This window comes from Okeania sp., from assembly GCF_983059655.1.
In genome coordinates this window covers 1-3,622 of the sequence record NZ_CEZPJD010000796.1, presented here as the reverse complement: position 1 = coordinate 3,622, position 3,622 = coordinate 1, and the positions used below count along the sequence as shown (strand labels likewise).

General features: G+C 35.1%; 4 protein-coding genes. 3 read left to right on the top strand and 1 reads right to left on the bottom strand.

What is annotated here, in order from left to right:
• From AC3DU7_RS28510 to obgE, 3 genes are all read left to right on the top strand, one after another.
• Positions 1-124, top strand: a 124-nt coding sequence (locus AC3DU7_RS28510; RefSeq protein WP_488042629.1) for a four helix bundle protein, incomplete at its 5' end; no start/stop codon positions are given.
• 88 nt (positions 125-212) lie between these two features.
• Entirely contained in the window at positions 213-1,433 is a 1,221-nt protein-coding gene (locus AC3DU7_RS28505; protein ID WP_488042628.1) for an RNA-guided endonuclease InsQ/TnpB family protein, read from the top strand.
• A 205-nt stretch (positions 1,434-1,638) separates the two neighbouring features.
• Positions 1,639-2,649: a GTPase ObgE gene (gene obgE, locus AC3DU7_RS28500; protein ID WP_488042627.1), complete on the top strand. Its 1,011-nt coding sequence runs from the start codon at positions 1,639-1,641 to the stop codon at positions 2,647-2,649.
• Positions 2,650-2,936: 287 nt separating this feature from the next.
• Here obgE and AC3DU7_RS28495 read toward each other — a convergent pair whose 3' ends face one another.
• Positions 2,937-3,527 carry a pilus assembly FimT family protein gene (locus AC3DU7_RS28495; RefSeq protein ID WP_488042626.1) on the bottom strand — a complete coding sequence of 197 codons (591 nt, stop codon included), beginning with the start codon at positions 3,525-3,527 and terminating at the stop codon, positions 2,937-2,939.
• Between the last annotated feature and the right edge of the window lie 95 nt (positions 3,528-3,622).

Below are 3,622 nucleotides of genomic sequence, written 5' to 3'. Positions count from 1 at the left end.
TGGAGAATATGTAAGATTTTTAAACATAGCTCAAGGTTCAATCAACGAATTAGAAACACATCTAATTTTATCTGGGCGAGTCGGGGTAAATACAGAAAGCAAAAACTTATCTAAAGTTCATTAAACTTACTCATAATTATAGCTATCAAACTAAAATGAGTAATTTTGCTCAGTTGTCTATTCATTGAGTCGTTATCAGCTACAATTAGGATATGAAGCTAGTTGAACGTCATGTTATTACCAAATCACATTATTTGTGGTCAGAAATAGACCACAAGGCTTTTTTGTCAAAAAATCTGTTCAATTTAGCCAATTACCATTATCGCCAATATTTCTTTGAAAATAAAAATCAACTAAGCTTTAATCAACTGTATCACCTAGTATCTAAGACGGATGATTATCAAGCTTTACCTACTAAGGTAAGCAAGCAAATAATCAGAAGATTAGACTCAGCTTGGAGTAGTTATTTTGCAGCCTTAAAAGCGTGGCAAAAACAGCCAAAAAAATTTTTAGGGAAACCAAAAATTCCCAAATATAAACATAAAACAAAAGGCCGAAATCTTCTTCCTTATCCAAATGAGTCAATTTACAAAAAAACCTTAAAAAAAGGAATTTGTCATCTGTCCATGAGTGAAATAAAAATCCCCACTTCACAGACAGAAATAATAGAGGCAAGAATCATCCCCAGAAGTAGCTGTTACATAATAGAAATAGTCTATGAGAAACAGGAGGAAATAACAAATAATCAACAAGTAGCAGGAGTAGATTTAGGAGTAAATAACTTAATAGCTGTAACTACAAATCAAATAGGAACTACACCTCTATTGATTAAAGGCAAGCCATTAAAAGCAATTAACACCTTTTATAATAAACAACGCTCTTATTTACAATCTCAACTAAAAACCAACCACAATCAAAGTAATTCTCATCGGTTAAAAAAATTAACTCACAAACGAAATAGTAGAGTAGAAAACTATCTCCATACAGCAAGTAAAAGAGTAATAGATTGGTGTGTAAACCATGAAATAGGAACCTTAATTATTGGGCAGAATCAAAATTGGAAACAAGAAATAAAATTAGGGAAAAAGAACAATCAACAATTTGTGAATATCCCTCACTATAGGTTAATAGAGATGTTAACGTATAAAGCCCAACTAAGAGGAATAAAAGTAATAATTACAGAAGAATCTTATACATCTCAATCGAGCTGTTTAGATGGAGATGATTTACCAAAATATGGAGATAAAAAACAGCAATTTAGTGGAAAAAGAGTAACAAGAGGGTTGTATAAAACCAGAGAAAATAAATTATTAAATGCAGATGTAAATGGGTCATTTAATATAATTAAAAAAGTAATTCCTGATGTCTTTGACCAGGGAATAAAGGGTTTGCCGTTTAACCCTGTAGTGGTTGATCCACTTGCGTTTGACTAGACTTTCAGACCTTTGAGTAAGTTTAGTTGAGCGGTTATGTAAGGAAAAGGAAATAGAAATTATTATTTCTCTGCTAACTGAAGAAAGTAGGATGATTATTAGTTTGACTAAAAAACTGAAAAATTAACTATAATCAACGTCTACTTCTTTATATTCTCTGTTCCCTGTTCCCTGTTCCCTACTCCCTACTCCCTACTCCCTAAATATGCAATTCATCGATCAAGCAGAAATTCAAGTAGAAGCTGGCAAAGGTGGCGACGGTATGGTTGCCTTTCGCCGAGAAAAATATGTGCCTGCTGGAGGCCCATCTGGTGGAAATGGTGGCCGTGGTGGCTCCGTCATTTTAGTGGCGGTTGAAAATCTTCAAACTTTGCTGGATTTTAGATTTCAGCGTATTTTTAAAGCCGAAAATGGTAAGCGTGGTGGTCCAAAAAATATGACTGGCGCTTCAGGGAGCGATCGCTTAATTGAAGTGCCCCCTGGTACTATGATTTATGATGTGGAAACTGAGGAATTATTGGAAGATTTGATTAAACCGGGACAAAGTTTTTGTGTTGCTAAAGGTGGAAAAGGTGGGTTAGGAAATAAACATTTTCTCAGCAATAGTAACCGCGCTCCTGAATATGCTTTGCCTGGATTGGAGGGTGAAACTCGAATGTTAAGATTGGAGTTAAAACTGTTAGCTGAAGTGGGAATTATTGGGTTACCAAATGCGGGAAAATCTACTTTAATTGCTGCTCTTTCTGCTGCCCGTCCGAAAATTGCTGATTATCCTTTTACGACTTTAGTTCCAAATTTAGGAGTTGTGAGAAAACCGACGGGAGATGGTACTGTTTTTGCTGATATTCCAGGATTAATAGAAGGTGCTTCTGCTGGTTTGGGCTTGGGGCATGAATTTTTGAGGCATATTGAACGGACTAAGTTATTGTTGCATTTGGTCGATATTACAGATATTAATCCAGTGGAGAATTATCAGACTATTCAAAATGAGTTGAAAGTTTATGGGCGAAATTTGAAAGATAAAAAGCAAATTTTAGCTTTGAATAAAGTTGAGGCAGTTGATTTAGAAAGTGAAGAAATACAGGAGTTAGTGAGTAGTTTTAGAGAGATTAGTGGGGGAAAAGTTTTCTTGATTTCTGCTGTTGCTGGTATTGGTTTGAAAGAGTTGATGGAAGAAGTTTGGCAAATATTGGAGATGCAGGAAAGTGTTATTTAATAATTAACAATTAATAATTACTGGGGTTGACTAAAATGATTTTTTTCTTTATTTCCCTTAAAATAAGAGGTTTTATAGGTTACAGGATATCTGAAAAGTTGTTTAATACTGAATCTTGCCCCCCGAGCAAGCCAATTCTAGGGGGAACAAGAACCCATTAGCTAGTAAAAGTCCCCCAATTTTGGGGGATTTAGGGGGCGCGTGATGTAGCAAATGAGACTTCTCAGACAACCTCTTAATCCTTTGGTAAGCTGCGCTAACGTTTCTCTCAATTCAGCCTACAAATTCTAATAACAGTATTTTTCATCCTTGGGTATTACTTGGTCTTTTGCACTTCGCATTGCTCCTAAAAGAGTCGAAATAAATACACAACGTTTTGCTTTCCCTCCACTACGAAGAGATAAAGTTATACGTCTAATACTGTTGGGATGACCTTTATAGTTAAATTTTACTCTCCAAATTTCAGTTGAGGAGTCTTGAAGCATAGTTGTTTCATCATCTATTTTCACATCTGACTCTAGGTTTTGCCAATTGGCATTTTGAGCATCAAGACTTTCTGGGTGAACTGCCCATTGAACTATTTCGTCTTGTTGTCGGAAGCTAGCTTGCCAAGAAATTTTATCTCGCATAGCATTACTTCGTGCAGTTTTCATAGCTTGATATACTCTGTCATTAGAAGTGCGGAGGCATTGCTTATTGGTGAAGGTTAGCCATCCGGGAGTGGCGATCGCTGCTAGAATACCCACAATCAAAACAACAAATGTTAATTCTGTGAGGCTATATCCTGCTTCTTTTTGTCTAAGTAATTTTTCTGATAATTTTTTTTGAAATTCTTTAATAATAGTTGATTTTACGGAATTAGATATTTTTACGGTCATTTCAACCCTGATTTAGTGTTTTATAGCGTTTTCATTAACATAGAATACAGAAATTTTGGCTTAAAAGCAGATAGCATAAATTTTGTAGTCTACAT

Bases quoted from the DNA above. Each gene is read 5' to 3' on its own strand.
- AC3DU7_RS28505 (WP_488042628.1), top strand. From the start codon at position 213: ATGAAGCTAGTTGAACGTCATGTTATTACCAAATCACATTATTTGTGG.
- obgE (WP_488042627.1), top strand. From the start codon at position 1,639: ATGCAATTCATCGATCAAGCAGAAATTCAAGTAGAAGCTGGCAAAGGT.
- AC3DU7_RS28495 (WP_488042626.1), bottom strand. From the start codon at position 3,527: ATGACCGTAAAAATATCTAATTCCGTAAAATCAACTATTATTAAAGAA.